Origin of the sequence: Jeotgalibaca sp. A122, from assembly GCF_052266715.1 — a bacterium.
Classification (GTDB): Bacteria; Bacillota; Bacilli; order Lactobacillales; family Aerococcaceae; genus Jeotgalibaca.
Genome location: NZ_JBQPRB010000001.1, coordinates 407,493 through 423,665, shown reverse-complemented (window position 1 = coordinate 423,665; position 16,173 = coordinate 407,493). Strand labels below are relative to the sequence as shown.

Sequence of the window (16,173 nt, the reverse complement as noted above, 5' to 3'; positions counted from 1 at the left end):
ATTTAGGGTGACCTTTGCGTTGAGAAGCCATTTAGCGCGCAAAGGTCTGGCTTGGGAGGTGGACCTTTGCGCAGTTGTGAGGCTGTTTAAGCAAAGGTCGGCGATTTTGGGCTGACTTTTGCGTAATCAAAAAATGCTGCTGGTTGGGATATTCAAGAAATGACTTGAAATAACATGGAGATAATACTAGGTAGACTACTCCTCACTGAATTGGAGAAGGCCTTAGCGTTATTAGCAGGCGTTTTTACTCGGTAACAGAATATCCCTGTAGAGTTAATTGATATAGATACAAAATTAACCCGATTTGGTGTTGTGCAAAGATTGACACGGAAATGGTCGATATAGGAAGATATGGATGCAATTCGTCTTGATAATAGAACCTAGTTATATCTTAATGCGATTGACGGTGCTCAAGTGATATGATATTTTCAGATTAGAAAATCTTTTAAACATACAATTCTACGGTGTTGTGTTCGTTAACTGTAGTATTTAATTACTTAACAAAGGAAGGAGTCTTATGCGAGTATTAAATTTTGGTTCGCTGAATTATGACCGTACTTATCAAGTAGAGGCGTTTGTTGAGGCTGGCCAGACGATTTCAAGTTTGAAGTATTCGGATTTTTTAGGTGGTAAAGGCCTCAATCAATCTGTTTCATTGAGTCGCGCTGGCTGCGACGTGTACCATGTTGGCGTTGTGGGCCCGGATGGTAGCGAATTAAAACAGATGCTTCATGAAAATGGCATTCATACGGATTATATTTTTGAAAGTCCCATTCAGTCTGGACATGCCGTCATCCAAATTAGCCAGGCTGGAGAAAATGCCATTATTGTTGATGGGGGTTCGAATTTAGAATTATCAAAAGATTTAATCGATTTTGTTTTTGAGCAATTCAAAGACGAGCCTTGTTATGTGCTTGCACAGAATGAAGTTTCAAATATTGATTATATTATCAGTCGTGCAAAGCAGTTTGGGCACACGGTATTTTTAAATCCATCGCCTATGAATGCGACTTTACTACAAGCACCTTTGGATCAGGTCAATTATTTTATTTTGAATGAAACAGAAGCGTTTGCGATTACAAGTTTGGAAGATGCAGATGCGAGCATTCGAAAAATGCATGAAGTTTACCCAAATAGTCATATCATTTTGACACTCGGGGAGCATGGCGTCATATATTTTGACGGCCAAAGTACTGTGAAGCAAGCTGCTTTCAAGACAGAAGTTGTGGATACGACTTGTGCGGGGGATACATTCACGGGTTATGCGATGGGTGGCATTATGCAAGATAAGCCCATGGAGGAAGTGTTGCGAGTCGCAAGTATCGCAAGCAGTCTCTGTATTGGTATTAAGGGAGCGTCCAACTCCATTCCTACATTAGAAGAGGTTTTGGGCAAAGACTGATGGCAAAACCCTGCACAAAGCCCATGATTGGTGCAGGGTTTTTGCGTGTGCGTACGAATGAGACGAGCGAAATTATAGGAGAATGATAAAATGACACATAAAATTATTATTGATTGTGATCCAGGGATAGATGATGCAATGGCTTTGTTGTATGCCATTGCTTCTGAAGAAATTGAAATTCTGGCCGTTCATACCGTAGCGGGAAACGTAAATGTTGATCATACAACCAACAACACGCAGGGTGTATTGGCCTTTTTAAATCGCCATGATATACCTATTTGTCGGGGAAGTAATATGCCATTAGTGGTAAAACCAAGTTTTGCGGATGATATCCATGGTGCCAATGGGATGAGTGGATACGAATTTGACAGCTTTGCGCCTTTATCCGAAAAAACCGCTCTTGAATCATATGTTGCTATCTTACGAAATACAACGGAGAAAGTAATCATAGCGGCGGTTGGGCCGCTAACGAATGTCGCCATTTTACTGAAAGCTTATCCAGAACTGGCAGATAAAATTGAAAAGATAATCATTATGGGTGGCGGACTCAAAGGCGGAAATATTACAACGACAGGTGAATTTAATTTCTACGTTGATCCACATGCTGCGCACGTCGTTGTCAACTCTGGTCTTCCTATTGTCCTAGCAGGTTTAGATGTAACTGAATTAGCAAGGCTCTACAAGGAAGATTTACTGGAGATTGCGTCATATGATGAGAGACTAGGTCAGTTTATGTTAACGATAAATGAGAATTCAATGTCTATTTATAATAGCTTGGGTTTTGGCATGAGTTGTACCCCGAATGATGTTGTCCCTCTGGTACACCTGCTTCATCCTGAAGTTTTTGAAACAGAGGATTTGAAAATTGATGTCAGTTATGACAGCTGTGAAACAAGAGGTATGACTTATGTGGATGCCCGGATTCGCGCTCCTCAAAAACCGAATGTACAAATGATTACGGGAGTTGACTTAGCACGTTTTAGAGCTGAGTTTAAGGAGACTGTGATTAAATATGTCCAAAATACCAATAATCATTAATTGTAATCTAGGGGTGTCCGGTAATCCATCTTCCTTTCTGCGACGTTCTTGATAGGACAGGTTGGTTGTGCAAAAGTTAGGTGATTTAGGATGACCTTTGCACAATTGTGGCATTCTTTACGCAAAAGTCGGTGATTTGGGGCTGACTTTTGCGTAATCAAAAAATATTGCTGGTTGGAATATTTAAGATAGGACTTGAAACAACATGGAGATAATACTTGATAGACTACTCCTGGCTGAATTGGAAAATGCCCTAGCATTATTAACGGAGCCGGTTACGCCTGTGACACTAAAGCGGGATGCTTTCGTAGCTATGCAGGGTATTTAATAACTGTGCAACTATCCGGAATAACCGGATAGTTCAGCTGCTGGGGATTAGATGTGAAAAAAATAGAATATAAAAGACCTTGTTTTGTGAGAGTTACAAAATAAGGTCTTTTATAATGTGTTAAGTTTATAGGAAACACAGGAAGTTGAAATTAGAAGATTCACTATTCCTCTTTTCTGTGATCAGTTTCAATCATTAAAATTGTTAGCGTCTCATTTTTGATATGATATAATTATCGAAAAAATAAAACGCTCTCATTGTATGCGAATTCGTAAGAAATACACATCCTATAATAGAAAGAGAGATTATTAATGAAAAAAAGGTTTGATAAAAATTCATTCAAGAAGAAAAAACAAGAAGATGGAGAAGAAGTTATTATGGAAGAAACCAATGAATTTTCCATGTTCTTCAATGAAGTACTAAAGAAGCTGCCTCAAAAGACAGCGACGATAATAATGGGATCATTTGATAAATCTAAACAACAAGCTGAAAAAATATTATCGAACAGTAAAGAGCAGTATGAAAAGATCTTTGATGAGTTTCTTGTAGGGGTTGATCCTGAGATCCGGAATAAATGTTATAAAACTATTCATGCTGCGACGTTGACAGCTGCAATTATTGGTTGTTCACCAATTCCTTTCTCGGATGCGTTTCTATTAGTCCCTGTTCAACTGACAATGATGTCACGCCTGCATAAAACATTCGAGCAGTCATGGTCAGAGAACTTAGGCTCTGCATTATCTAAAGAGCTTGTTGTCGTGGGATTAGGCAGAAGTGTTGTCGGGAATCTTTTGAAAATGGTACCGACTGTAGGGACTGTTGCCGGAGCGGCTATAAACGGTGCAGTGGCCAGTACGATTACAGCTGCATTGGGCTGGGTAACTGTCAAATTATTGAACGAAGGTGAAGATATCTTTGATGATATCACGTCCTTCAAGGGGCAATTTGATATCCTCTTGAAGACCCTCCAAGCATCAAATAAGAAGAGTAAATAATGCAAGAAGCCCCACTGTAATCAACATCTGATTACGGTGGGGCTTCTTTCGTTTAGTCTACGCGGACACGAGCGTCCTATCCTCATTGAGGTATGGCTTGAACTGGGTTTCGTACATTAATTTGTACATGCCGTCATTTTGCAGCAGCTGTTGGTGCGTCCCTCTTTCGACTTCTTGGCCATTTTCCAAAACGATGATTTTATCGGCAGACATGACTGTCGATAAGCGGTGCGCAATGACCAAACTTGTTTTATTTTTAAGTAAGGAACTTAAGGCTTCTTGGATCAACCCTTCAGAAAGCGAATCTAAACTGGATGTTGCTTCGTCCAAAATCAAGATTTTTGGATCTTTCAGAAACACGCGGGCAATGGATAGGCGTTGTTTTTCACCACCGGACAGCTTAATGCCACGATTTCCAACTTGTGTGTCGTAACCATCCGGCAGATTGGAAATGAAGGTGTGGATGTTGGCTTCCTTACAGGCTTGAATCAGTTCTTCTTCAGTCGCATCACTCTTGGCATAGAGTAAATTTTCGCGGATGGATGCGTTGAAAAGGTACGTTTCCTGGGTAACCATCCCGATATTTTGTCTCAGGAAATGAAGATCCAAGTCTCTGATATCGTGACCGCCCATTTTAATCTCGCCGCCAATCACATCGTAAAGGCGGGGGATAAGATTGAAAATAGTTGATTTCCCAGCACCGGAAGGACCGACAATCGCGAGTGTTTCGCCTTCGTTCACTTGGAAGTTGATTCCTTTCAGAATAGGCGATTGTTCGTTGTAATGGAATGTGACGTTGTTAAAGCGCAAATCACCTGTAATGTCTGTTGGAAGTGTGGCGTTTGGTTTGTTTTCGATCTCTACCGGCATATCTAAATAATCGAAAATACGGGTGAAGAGGGCGAGTGAGCGGATAAATTCAATCTGGATATCCATCAGTTGCATGACCGGTCTGTACATGCGGGACATCAAGGCAACCAAGACGGTTATATCCCCAACTGTCAGCCCTTGGTATTTATTTATGAGGATCATAAAACCACCGACCAAATAAATGAACATCGGACCGGCTTCGACGAAAGTCTGGGCAATCATCCTGAACCAGCGGCCGACTGTTGTTTCTTTTATTTTAACTTTGGTCAGATTTTCATTGATGGTACGGTAGCGCGTGTACTCAGTCTCTTCTTTCGTAAAGAGCTTTACGAGTTGTTGGCCACTGACGCTCAGCGTTTCGTTTAAGATTTCGTTGGCTTCATCGTTCAAATCTTGGGATTCATTGGTGAGTTCCCAACGCTTTTTGCCGACCATTTTAATCGGAAAAATCAATAGCGGCACAATCAAAATAGCCACAATGGCTAAAGCCCCGTTTAGTTGGAACATAGCGAACATGGAGGTTGTGAGTGTTGCGAGATTGGCGATGGTTTGCGTCAATGTTCCCGTTACGAAACTTTGAACACCGCTGATATCACTGGTCATACGGGTAATGATTTCGCCTTGTTTGCCGGAAGAGTAAAAGCCTTGCGAGAGTTTTTGAAGGTGGCCGTACAGGTGGTTGCGCATATCTTTTCCAATGTTTTGAGACAGCCAGGAACCCAAGTAACTTTGCAAAAGACCGACCAGTCCTGTCAAAATCAAAACAAAAAACGATGCTGCGATGAGGGTGACGAGTTTGTTGAAGTTTCCGCCGATAAAGCCTTCGTCGATGATCCGACCGGTCAGCATGGAGGGCAGAACACCGAGGAGAGAAGCAAAGAGAATAACAAGAATACTTAAGCCGACTTGAAGTTGATAAGGTTTCAAATATAAATAGATGCGTTTCAGCAATTGGCGTGTGACTTTTGGTGGCTGCGCAGTAATTTCTTTGTCCAGTTCTCTTGTATTGATTCTTCTCAATCAATCACGCTCCTCTATTAAAGTTCCCAACCTTGTTCATCGATAACGATTTCCAGTGCGTCCAATACGCGGATAAAAGCCTGGATGTCCTGTTCATCGACCCGGCTCACCAGCGTTTGAATAAGCTTTTCCTGTTGGGCTTTTTTCTCTGCGGCAATTTTTCGGCCTTCATCACTCAAGGTAATAAAAACATTGCGGCGATCTTCAGGTGAGATGTTACGTTCAATCAGGTTTTTAGCTTCCAGTTTATTGAGAATAGTCGTGATACGGGGTGTAGAGACATTCATCATTTTTCCGAGCTCGCTGGGAATGACGTTAGTGTCATTGTCATAGAGGTAAGAAAGAACGATTCCGGTTCCGCGCCCAGTTTTTTGTTGGGATTGACGTTGTAGCTTTAAGCGGTTGATGTGTGTGAGTATTTCAGTGACAGGGGTATTCGGATTTTTTTCCATCGAACCATCCTTTAGTTCATATTTGTTAATGATTAACATATGTTAACTATTATAAATGATTAAGTATGATTTGTCAAGGTGGGGAGCGTTAAGAAGCATTGAATAAGCTTAGTAATATTGAGATAATAAAAACAAAATGAAATATCCGTTTGGCTCAGTGCAGGTAGAGGATAAGGGAGTCATCCAAGCTATACTCACTGTAGGCATTGATGGGCTTGAATATAAAGTCGTTTTTATGCAAACAATACGATAACAAAAAACAAGGATAACTGCATAATGATTCCTAGAAATGATGAAAAGTGAACGTGCGCGGGAGTCATGAATATCATAATTAAGGAGGAACAGTATGGAAAAAAATATTGAAGAAATAGTTGGTTTCCTGTGTCAACAATACGAGCGTTTAAAAAACTCTATAAATTTTGTAAATGATGATTTGTTGGCAGAGCAACGGAATTATTTTACAACCAAATTTTCGAAAGAAGTATTAGAGAGGATGACACCGGAGGAAGCTCTTGAAAACTTGATGAACTCAAAAAATAGAGATAGTCTGGTTTATCATTTGGAATTTAAAAATGATGAGGATTTCAATACAAGTAACTTTGGCGGCATCGGTGGGGGAACGGCTGGTAAATTCACGATTTTTCATTCTAATAAGTTCGATCAATGGGTAAAATGGGAGGGGAATTCTCAAGTTCCTATTTCCGATCAGGCGGCACAAGAAAGAGCTTATGAAATTAGACAAAACCTAGTTAAACTACATCATCACATTGAGAATAGCCCGCATGAAACTTTAGAAGATGTTCGCGAAATGATTAAAGCGATTGAAGTGGATCAAGAACTTGCTCGCTTTTATCAATATGGGTGGGTTCATAAATATTTCCATCTTTTTTATCCAGAAAAAATTTCAGATTTTTCCTCAATGAACACATTCAGATCCTTATTGGTAAAGCTCAAGCATCCATTTGTAAATGAAATTTCGGTGGAGGAAGAAAATAACACCTATATTCTTGACTTCCTTTATAACGAACTTGTAAAAAGGATTGGCTTGTCACATCCAAATTTAAGCAAAATTGTTTATTCCGTCTTCGAGTTAGGTTCAACAAATTACTATAAAGTGGAACTCAACAAATATTCTGCATCCGACCTTAATAAGATGATTCAATCAGAATATTTCTTCCCACCTATAAAATTAAACAGAGACTTGTCTGACTTTACCTCCACAAAAGAGTTGAGAGAGTTTACTAAAGGAATTGATTATCGGGAGTATAGTGCTACACAAATCAACTCATTAACGATAGGCCTGAAGCGTAACGATGTACTTTTGCTTGTTGATGAGCGGGAGGCTAAATATGTTGGCGTCTTAAAAGGGGAGTATGAATTTATAAACGAGGAAGCCTTTCAACACCGTGTGCCCATTGTTTGGCACAAAGTCAAAGATACTTTTGAAATCAGTGGAAAAGTGCCAAAACTAATCAACAGAATTTACCCTATAAAAGATCAAGTAAACGTGGAACTGGCAGTTGAGAAGGGCGACACGGTTTCTTCTACAATCTTGCCAAACAGAAAAGAAATAAAACCACTTAAAGGGATTATGAGGGAAATCAACTCGCTATTGATGAAGAAGAAGCAAATTATACTGACAGGCGCACCAGGAACCGGTAAATCGTATTGGGCCTTAAATACGGTGTATGAATTAGTGGCTCGACAAAACTACCAGAATAGTTTTGTTAATTTACGCTTTGAGGAACAAGACCAAGTTAAAAGTTCTGAACAAATCAAAGTAGTTGTCATGCATTCAAACTACGGTTATGAAGAATTTGTAGAAGGCTTACGTCCTGAAAATATCAATGGTGATTTAGTTTTTAATGTAAAAGAAGGTGTATTAAAAGAATTCGCGAACAAAGCTGCATTGAAACCCGATAAAAATTATTACTTAATTTTAGACGAAATCAATCGGACAGATTTGACGAAAGTTTTTGGTGAATTGATTTACTCAATCGAGAATACCAAACGTGGTGAGTATATAGACCTTTCAGTTTCAAAAGATAGGTTTACGGTACCTAGTAACCTCTACATAATTGGAACAATGAATAATGCTGATAAATCAGTCTCCCTGATTGATTTAGCTTTAAGGCGCCGGTTCGGTTTTATAAACCTGGAAACAGATTACGAACTAATAAATCAAGTTATCCAAGAGTCCCCAGTATCAGGGGATGAAGAAGGAACGGGTGAAGACCTGGAGCTTGAAAAAGTAGCAACAGGAGCTGAAATCAACATAAGTGACTGGCTCCTTGCTGTTAATGAACGAATTGTAGATACACTGGGATCAGAAGGTAGGGATTTACAAATTGGACATTCTTATTTCCTTTCAAAAGGAGCGGTAATTTCTGAACCCGCACAGTTCGTTGATGTTATTAAGTATGAGATTATCCCATTACTGGAGGAATATACCTACAATAATACCGATCAACTAAAAAAAATATTAGGGCGAAAAATATTTGATTCATCAAATCGTCTTAGAAATGATTTACTATCAGAGACGAAATTTTCTGACTTGGTCGAAGCCTTAGATGAACAGGTGCTATGATGGTCTTAAAAACAATCCATATGAAAGAATGGGAAACAGTAAAGCTGTCAGATTATGATGATGCGACACTTCAGGAATTGCTCGATTTACAAAAAAGAAACATCATCAAAACGAGTCTCACTAATGAAGGAATCCTAATTACTGCTAATTCAAATGTCGGCTTTGAAGCGAATCAGTCTTTTTCATTAGTAATCGAGCCTAAAATTACCTCTCTCTCGATGATTAGAATGATTGGATTCCTGCATGGGTTTATTCCAGCTAATGAAGAAAATTTAGCCCAATTAGGCGCGGGAGAAAACTCTTTTCGTGATTTATTAATTCTTCAATGGCTTGATTTAGTTGAAAAGCTGAGTGCTCAAATCAGAAAGAAGTACGTTTCAGTGCACAACAATGAAATTTACATCAAAGGTAAAATAAACCTTAAAGAACTCGTAAAACAAGGAGTTGTCACAGAACGGACACCGATTGAATACCAAATGCTTCAAACCAATCAACCACTGAATCAAGTAATCAAATCCGGGCTATTGTACTTTAAAAAAGAGAGTAGCAATCCCTTTATAGTCAATAAAATCAATCTATTGTTACGAAACTACACTTCCGTTTCAACCATCTCCCTCAGTATCAAGTTTCTTGAGGGGATAGTTTCTCGATTAACAAGACTGGAAGAGGCCTACAAAATTCCGCTGAATTATTTAAGCTGGTTATTAACGGTTACTGGTATCGCACAAGGGAATCGACTCGGTAAATCGATTTGGGTTAACATGAACAGCTTATTCCAGAATTACTTAACCAAGGTTTTTAATGTTTATGTCCCTGAATATCGATTTATGGCTGAGGTTTCCAATCGAACGATTTTTAAATACGAGGATGATTCAAATCCTTTCAATAAAGCGCCGGTTTCTATCCGACCTGACTTGATGGTTTTTCAAGGTGGCAAACTACATACTATCATTGATTTTAAATATAAAAATTTGATTGAAAACAATGTATCCACATCGGATTTGTACCAACTCTCAAATTATGGTTTGTCCATTGGTGAAGGGAAGATTAATCCCATTATCTTGTATCCGAGTACGGGGGACGTCCCTGATCAAAAAATTCGAGTAAACATCTCATTGTTGGAAAACAAGCAACAGATTATTCTGCGTGGTGTGAATTTAATGGAATTAGAGAGGCTTATTGAGAGTGGTAGGTATGAAGGGATAGTGGGGTTCGCTCATAGGATGTTGAGGGATACAATGTAGTATTTATATTTCCGTGATTTCTAATGCTTGTATTAGCCTATCAAAAATTCATCGGACAGATGTAGTGTAAGAGGAGGATTTTTCTGAAAATTTACATTGAATCATGAAGAAATAACGTGATAGATTTTCGAATAATGCTGAAAGCTTAGATAGGTTTTCAGAGATAGTTCATTTAATTCGAGAAAAAGGCAATAGTTTTCAATCAACGCGGAAAGATTTAGTTAAACTAGATAAGGAAGCCATAGCATACAATGGATTATTATAAAAGACTTGATTGGGAACATTTTGCTATAGGGTAAGAAAACTATGAATAGTTTTCTTGCCCGTTTTTATTTTTTAGGGAATCTAGACTGCAATAAAGTACAAAATAATGAGTTAAAAGCCAAATTCAATCACTATTGAAATAATACCAATATATTGAGATAATAGAAGGAAAGTAATTCGGAATATTTTGCGTATTATGAGGAGTGGTTGAATGGCATACCAGAGTGAAACAGCACTGGAATATAAACTGATTGAGCAGCTTGTATCAAAAGGCTACGAATGGGTACCGGAAGTAAAAAGTGAAGCCACGATGGTTGAGAACTTCCGAATGGTGCTGGAACAACGTAATAGTATGAAAATAGGGGAAGAACCCCTTACCGATAAAGAATTCGAACGTCTGATGACTCAAATAAACGGGAAAAGTATCTTCGATAGCGCCAAAATATTAAGGGATAAAGTCCTACTTAGACGAGATGACGGTACGAACTTGTACTTGGAGCTGTTCAACACGAAGGAGTGGTGCAAAAACACATTCCAAGTCACCAATCAGATTAGCATGGAAGGGAAGTACGCCAACCGCTATGACGTGACCGTCCTAATTAACGGACTGCCTCTTGTGCAGGTGGAGCTGAAACGCAGTGGTGTGGACATGACGGAAGCGTTCAATCAAATTATGCGCTACCGTAAACATACCTATACCGGATTGTTCCGTTATATTCAGATTTTCGTCATCAGCAACAGTCAAGAGACGCGATATTTTTCCAATAGTGATGGGGAAATCATGAAGAGCCATATGTTCTACTGGTCGGACGTAGAAAATAACCGCATCAATGTGCTGAGTGAATTCGCGGAAAGCTTCATGGAAAAATGTCGCCTGGCCAAAATGATTGCGCGCTATATGGTATTGAATGAGACAGACAAGGTGCTGATGGTCATGCGTCCGTACCAAGTTTATGCGGTTGAAGCGCTAGTGCGCCAGGCATTGGAAACGAGAAATAATGGCTACATTTGGCATACGACCGGGAGCGGGAAGACGCTGACTTCGTTTAAGGCCAGCCAAATTATTGCCCAGGAAGAAAGCATCGAGAAAGTATTTTTCCTGGTGGACAGGAAGGATTTGGATTCCCAGACATTGGCTGAATTTAATAAATTCGAAGCGGATTCTGTGGACATGACCGATGACACCCGTAAGCTTTTGAAACAGATGGGGGACCGAACAAAACCTTTGATTTTGACGACTATTCAGAAGATGTCCAATGCCATCAAATCGGGTCACAGGGTGATTGACAGTTACAAGGAAGACCGGGTTGTCTTCATCATTGATGAATGCCACCGTACCCAATTTGGAGAAATGCATAAACTGATTCGTAAGCATTTCAGAAATGCCCAGTACTTTGGCTTCACCGGAACGCCGCGTTTCCCGGAGAATCCAAGCCAGGATGGCAGAGTCACAGCCGATATTTTTCAGAAGTGCTTGCATCATTACTTGATTAAAGATGCCATCCGTGATGGAAATGTATTAGGTTTTTCCGTGGAGTACATTAGTACCTTCCGGGGACAGTTCGATGAAGAGGACCAGGATAGGGTGGCTGGCATCAACACGAACGAAGTGTGGATGGCAGACGAAAGGCTGGAGGACATAACCAAGCATATCCTGAAGAACCATCGTAAAAAAACCAAAAACCAGCAATACACCGCTCTCTTCACCGTCCAAAGTATTAAGATGGCAATCAAATACTATGATTTGTTCAAGCAACATGCCGAAGACATTAATGTCGCGAGTATCTTCACCTATGGCGCAAACGAACCCGGAAATGAGGACATTTCTACGGAACACTCGCGCGATAGCCTGGAACGCATCATGAAGGACTACAACGAAACATTCGGCACAAATTTCGCAACGGATAATTTCAACGGCTATTTTGCCGATGTTTCCAAGCGTATTAAGAAAGGTGTTCCGGGCGAAAGACTGGACATTCTGATAGTGGTAGATATGTTTTTGACTGGCTTCGATAGCAAGCCGCTCAATACGCTATATGTGGACCGGAATCTGAAATACCACACGTTGTTGCAGGCATACTCCCGCACAAACCGGATTGAAAAGGAAACCAAACCATATGGGAACATCGTATGTTATCGCAATCTGAAGTATCAAACGGATGAAGCGATTAAGTTGTACTCGCAGACCAACGATACCAACACAGTGCTGATGGCTAGTTATGGGGAATACTTGACAGAATTCAGGACAGCATTAGCTTCTCTACTGCAACTGGCACCGACACCGGAATCAGTGGACCAGTTGGAAGCCGAAGAGGACCAATACCAGTTTGTGGTACTGTTCCGGGAACTATCCAAGTTATTGTTGAAATTGCGGACATTTGACGAATTTGATTTTTCGGAAAACACGATCGGAATCGTTGAGCAAAACTACCAGGATTTCAAGAGCAAGTACTTCGCGATTTATGAAAGGGTGAAAAAGAAAGAGAAAGGTGAAGAGGTTTCCATTCTCGACAACCTGGACTTCGCGATTGATGTCATTCAAACGGACACCATAAATGTCAGCTACATTCTGAACCTGATTCGTAACATTAATCTGGAGGATGAAGATGAGCGTGATAAAAACGTCGCTACCATTCACCGGCTATTGGATCAGGCTGATAATGAAGATTTGCGCTTGAAGTCAGATTTGATTCGTAAGTTCTTGGATAAGGTTGTGCCGGTGCTCGATAAGGAAAGCAATCTCGATGAGGCGTACAATGAGTTCGAAGAGGAAGAGCGCGAAGGGGAGATTTATGAATTTTCCCAAAATGTGGAGCTGCAGCCGTACGTTGTCAATGAATTTTTGGCTGAGTATGAGTACAGCGGCAGTCTGAACCGGGAACGGGTTTCCGATCAAATTAACGGCAATTTCATTAAGAAACGCAGGAAAATTGACCGGATTTTTAAGTTTGTAATAGAGAACACCCGTAGATTCATGTCCGTCTAACATGCTGTCCCTTAATTAGGGTCCCAATAATTGAATATTATTTTAAAGGAAGAGAGTATGGATACTTTAACCCCTATTTTTGAACGGATCAAAAGAAAGGAAACACGATACAAAGAGAAAACACTGGTCGGGTTGATTGACGTCACGCCTGAAGAATATGCTTTAGTTGAGAAACAGGCCAAGGATATAATGGTGAGCTACAAAAATCATCCTTACCTTTATCATATACAAAGTGATATTTTGTCGCTATATGCGATTCTTTTTGACATGTATGAGTACACCGGTGAGCGTTTTTGGGAGTCCTTAGCCGTGCGCTTAGGCTTGGATGAAAAATATGTGCGGGATATCACCGTTGAAGCAATGAAGATATCCTATGAGAATCGATGCTGGAGCTTCTATCAAACAACAAGAAACGAGTATGTAGAAACAATTCGGATGCATGGAGTCATCGGAAACGATAGTTCAGGAGACAAGATTATCTATGTCCTATATGTCATCTATCTGAAGGACTTTGAAAAAGAAGTAACCAAAGAAAAACTGGATCTCTTTTTCCCCTATTTACGCAAAATATTTAGAAAATATGAAGGCAGTGTGGAGGAGAACGCCACTAATTATGAATTGAACGGCATCGCATATATACGCGGTCAGATACCGAAATCCTTCATGCATGCTTATTTGCTAAATCCGTCGGCAGTTGCTACCGTATTGAGGAAAATTTTTAATTATTTTGAATGGATGGAATCAGGAAATAATGAGCCTATTAAAATCAATGAACGATTCGAAAATAAGATAAGGGATAGTTTGAAACGGAATAATGGCTTTGAAAATGAATACACCCGTGCTTATATCCTTAAGAAGCCAAAACAAATGCCTCTTAAAGATAGGATTGAGTATCAGCGAAGAGCTGTTCATTTGCATGTGCCGACACATTTTATAGATTTCCAGCCTAATGAAGAGCCAAATGTGGTGCTTAATGTGTTTAATTTTCAGCACAAGTTGAAAACTATACAGTTGAATATTTCCATGGGGGGAATCGGATGGAAAAGTGAGCCGGTTGATTTAACATTTGGGGCAAAACATAAGAATTTACGCTATACAATTGAGAAACCAACAACAAAAGAAAAAATTTTTGACAGTCAAAAGGAACTTTATGAAGAAACCATAAAGGAAAGTAAAGCAGTGAAGTCGAAAGAATCATCACTTGTAAAAGCTAAAGAGGAAGAGATAGCTTCGGTGAAGACCAGCGTATTTACGCTTCATCCGAATGGAGAAAGGGTAGAATCTTCATTGGCCGAGTTGAAACCGGGGTATGTGTATGAAATTTCACCACCAAATAGAGTCGGTGTAGAAAAGGCGGACCAAAAAAAAATAAAAGAGAGTCTTTTCTTTTTGGCAATGAACCGTACCGAAATAAATGATGGCAAGATGAAATACAACATCAAATCGCCCAAGACGATGATCGCTTTTTCGAATAATCAGTACATCCCTGAGATGACCGCATACATTAATGATACTTCATATAGTATCTTGACGGGCACCGTTAGATTCGGAATTGTGATGAGGTTTCCATATTCTTTGAATGAATTGCAGTTAAAAGTGAATGATGAGACTTATGATGGACTAACCATTCGGAAAAAAATGTTAAAAGAAGTAAAGTTGTTGAATAATGGCGATTTTATTTATGTCATGGAAATTTCAGAAGGATTAAAGAAGCAAAGCGTAAACATGCTGCAAGCCTTTATAAATATAAAAGGAGTGCAATTGAAATACGTCCAACAGCGCTTCTATTATGACCCGGAGTGGTCATTCAGCTGTCAACAAGTACAGTTTCTCAATAAGGAATACGTCCAAATAGATAGTATTTCCCGGTTGGATAGAAGCAAAAAAATAACCAAAATAGACGATACCAAGTTGTCTTTATACCTCAAACATCAGAAGGAATCACTCCAGGTCATTCTGAATTTAGGGAAGATGAACAAAGAGAAGAAAAAAATCGCGATTCGAGAGTTTGAAAATACATATTTGTATGATATCCAAGCGAAACAGACAATGATGGGGGATGATAAAGAAAAAGTCATACACCAATTGTACGCTTGTTGGAGTGAAGACATTAAGAAGTTTGTCGGCGTTTTGCTAAAGGAATCGGGTGCTGACAGCTTCATTCAAAATTTCACGAATGACTATCTTGGCTTCAAGGATACTTTTATTGGATGCCTTCAGGAAGTGGATGAGGGATTTATAGATTGTATCCTATCCGGATTGCGTGATGCGCTGGTTGGGAAAATAACGGTGAAGGGTGCCCATAAAAAATACGTAGCGGAGCTAATCAGGATCCTGGCTGCGCAACAAACAGAACCAACGACACAACGGTATATTGTAGAAGCGTTGAGAGCTTACCAGATACCATTCAAAGATGATGCACTATATGGGAATATAGACAATGCTCTTTATTATGGTGTGCCTGAATCCGCAGTAATGGCCAGTCCGGTTGTGGGGAAATTACTGGATGCTGTGTCACAGGAAAATCAGATTTTGTCCCTAAAACTGTATAAACTGGCAACTAAATTCCAACTTAGTGAGATGGATACGATAACAGCTGTGAAGAATATTCAGGTGGCATATCCTGATAAAGATTCAATGTCCTATTATGAATTGGTACTGTCTTTCAAGAATCTGATGATGGAAAAAAGCCTTCCCAATGGTATAGTTGATAGTCAGTTATTTATGTATATGTTTTATCACTTTGCTACCGAATACAACAAAGAGATTGTCTGTGATTTCATGAATGAAATCGAAAAACTCATTGACAAAAAAATGAATGAGCAAGAAGATATAATTATGAGAAAACAGCTCGTTCTGCTTGCTAAAAATTTGGGTTTAGATATATTCATAAAAAATCGAGTGTAATTTAGATAAATTACACTCGATTTTTTATTGACTTTGTATTTTTTTGAGGTATGATGGATTTAAGAGTGTGATATTTCAAA

The 16,173-nt window shown here is 39.5% G+C and carries 10 protein-coding genes; 8 read left to right on the top strand and 2 right to left on the bottom strand.

Annotated features, from left to right (window positions below; genetic code table 11):
• Positions 1-517 precede the first annotated feature (517 nt).
• The 4 genes from ACTU7M_RS01995 to ACTU7M_RS01980 all read left to right on the top strand — a co-directional run bounded on the left by ACTU7M_RS01995 (position 518) and on the right by ACTU7M_RS01980 (position 3,763).
• Positions 518-1,402 (top strand): ribokinase, encoded by an 885-nt coding sequence (locus ACTU7M_RS01995; RefSeq protein WP_443472698.1) that lies wholly within the window; start codon positions 518-520, stop codon positions 1,400-1,402.
• 90 nt (positions 1,403-1,492) lie between these two features.
• Positions 1,493-2,440, top strand: a complete 948-nt coding sequence (locus ACTU7M_RS01990) for a nucleoside hydrolase (RefSeq protein WP_443472697.1) — start codon at positions 1,493-1,495, stop codon at positions 2,438-2,440.
• A gap of 205 nt (positions 2,441-2,645) precedes the next feature.
• Positions 2,646-2,768 carry a hypothetical protein gene (locus ACTU7M_RS01985; protein ID WP_443472696.1) on the top strand — a complete coding sequence of 41 codons (123 nt, stop codon included), beginning with the start codon at positions 2,646-2,648 and terminating at the stop codon, positions 2,766-2,768.
• A 311-nt stretch (positions 2,769-3,079) separates the two neighbouring features.
• The gene (locus ACTU7M_RS01980) at positions 3,080-3,763 is read left to right on the top strand and encodes a YcjF family protein (RefSeq protein ID WP_443472695.1); all 684 of its coding nucleotides are present in this window, start codon (positions 3,080-3,082) and stop codon (positions 3,761-3,763) included.
• A gap of 57 nt (positions 3,764-3,820) precedes the next feature.
• On the opposite strand, the gene ACTU7M_RS01975 is transcribed toward ACTU7M_RS01980, so the two are convergent.
• Positions 3,821-5,653, bottom strand: a complete 1,833-nt coding sequence (locus ACTU7M_RS01975; protein ID WP_443472694.1) for an ABC transporter ATP-binding protein — start codon at positions 5,651-5,653, stop codon at positions 3,821-3,823.
• Positions 5,654-5,670: 17 nt separating this feature from the next.
• Entirely contained in the window at positions 5,671-6,105 is a 435-nt protein-coding gene (locus ACTU7M_RS01970; protein ID WP_443472693.1) for a MarR family winged helix-turn-helix transcriptional regulator, read from the bottom strand.
• A gap of 346 nt (positions 6,106-6,451) precedes the next feature.
• Here ACTU7M_RS01970 and ACTU7M_RS01965 point away from each other — a divergent pair, with 346 nt between their 5' ends.
• The 4 genes from ACTU7M_RS01965 (at position 6,452) to ACTU7M_RS01950 (ending at position 16,093) form a co-directional block, all read left to right on the top strand.
• Positions 6,452-8,692, top strand: coding sequence for an McrB family protein (locus ACTU7M_RS01965; RefSeq protein WP_443472692.1), 2,241 nt, complete (start codon positions 6,452-6,454; stop codon positions 8,690-8,692).
• Positions 8,692-9,936, top strand: a complete 1,245-nt coding sequence (locus tag ACTU7M_RS01960; protein ID WP_443472691.1) for a 5-methylcytosine restriction system specificity protein McrC — start codon at positions 8,692-8,694, stop codon at positions 9,934-9,936. Before ACTU7M_RS01965 ends, ACTU7M_RS01960 begins: the two co-directional genes overlap by 1 nt.
• Positions 9,937-10,411: 475 nt before the next feature.
• Positions 10,412-13,186, top strand: coding sequence for a type I restriction endonuclease subunit R (locus tag ACTU7M_RS01955; RefSeq protein WP_443472690.1), 2,775 nt, complete (start codon positions 10,412-10,414; stop codon positions 13,184-13,186).
• 57 nt (positions 13,187-13,243) lie between these two features.
• Positions 13,244-16,093, top strand: coding sequence for a hypothetical protein (locus tag ACTU7M_RS01950; RefSeq protein ID WP_443472689.1), 2,850 nt, complete (start codon positions 13,244-13,246; stop codon positions 16,091-16,093).
• Positions 16,094-16,173 lie beyond the last annotated feature (80 nt).

Bases quoted from the DNA above. Each gene is read 5' to 3' on its own strand.
- ACTU7M_RS01965 (WP_443472692.1), top strand. From the start codon at position 6,452: ATGGAAAAAAATATTGAAGAAATAGTTGGTTTCCTGTGTCAACAATAC.
- ACTU7M_RS01955 (WP_443472690.1), top strand. From the start codon at position 10,412: ATGGCATACCAGAGTGAAACAGCACTGGAATATAAACTGATTGAGCAG.
- ACTU7M_RS01960 (WP_443472691.1), top strand. From the start codon at position 8,692: ATGGTCTTAAAAACAATCCATATGAAAGAATGGGAAACAGTAAAGCTG.
- ACTU7M_RS01995 (WP_443472698.1), top strand. From the start codon at position 518: ATGCGAGTATTAAATTTTGGTTCGCTGAATTATGACCGTACTTATCAA.
- ACTU7M_RS01980 (WP_443472695.1), top strand. From the start codon at position 3,080: ATGAAAAAAAGGTTTGATAAAAATTCATTCAAGAAGAAAAAACAAGAA.
- ACTU7M_RS01985 (WP_443472696.1), top strand. From the start codon at position 2,646: ATGGAGATAATACTTGATAGACTACTCCTGGCTGAATTGGAAAATGCC.
- ACTU7M_RS01990 (WP_443472697.1), top strand. From the start codon at position 1,493: ATGACACATAAAATTATTATTGATTGTGATCCAGGGATAGATGATGCA.
- ACTU7M_RS01970 (WP_443472693.1), bottom strand. From the start codon at position 6,105: ATGGAAAAAAATCCGAATACCCCTGTCACTGAAATACTCACACACATC.
- ACTU7M_RS01950 (WP_443472689.1), top strand. From the start codon at position 13,244: ATGGATACTTTAACCCCTATTTTTGAACGGATCAAAAGAAAGGAAACA.